The organism is Pseudomonas sp. GM24 (genome assembly GCF_000282235.1).
In the GTDB taxonomy this organism is placed as follows: domain Bacteria; phylum Pseudomonadota; class Gammaproteobacteria; order Pseudomonadales; family Pseudomonadaceae; genus Aquipseudomonas.
On sequence record NZ_AKJR01000388.1, the window covers coordinates 1 to 633 of the forward strand.

1 pseudogene is annotated in these 633 nt (G+C 56.7%); it reads left to right on the forward strand.

Going from position 1 to position 633, the window contains the following annotated elements:
- Nucleotides 1-488: 488 nt before the first annotated feature.
- Nucleotides 489-633: pseudogene (locus PMI23_RS30465) on the forward strand (DUF6124 family protein); the annotation flags it as partial.

Consider the following 633-nt stretch of genomic DNA (forward strand, 5'->3'; position numbering starts at 1 on the left):
GGCCTGACGACTAACCAACCTCTCACTGATGCACCCGGTCCAAATGTGGGAGCGAGCTTGCTCGCGAAAGCGGCATCACAGAAAACATTAAAATCACAGCCCGACTTCCCGCTTTTTCTGCCCGCAAACGCAATCCTGTAAGCACGTTTAAATCACACAATCCGTTACGCCATCGGGCCTACAACACCTTGCGCCGTTACCTACGCGTACGCCAGAATCCGCCGGCTTACGCGGCTATGGGCCGGGCTATATCGTTTGCCTGTCACTGCAAATCAGTGATCGGGTTTGGTAGCCCGTCTGTAATAGCCGTGTGGCAACACCCTGTTCTGTCTCTTTGTAGAGGCCCAGTTCAATGGTGGTCATGCGTGGGGCTCACTCGTGAGCGCCGGGTTCCTATTGCAGCCGGTCTACCAACCCGCGTACGGCCACCACCCACTCGTTTGGTAGCGAGGGTGATGGTTCCTTAAACTGCGATAGGAGTTTCATCCATGTTCAAAATCACGCCCAACCCTCCAGCCACTGATCCAATCCCCCACGACCCAGCGCTCAGCCCGCAAAAGATCAAAGAAGCAACCGACCGCGCCCTCGACTACTACCTCCGACCCGAAGCCCTGGGTGCTCCACCAAGCTCGC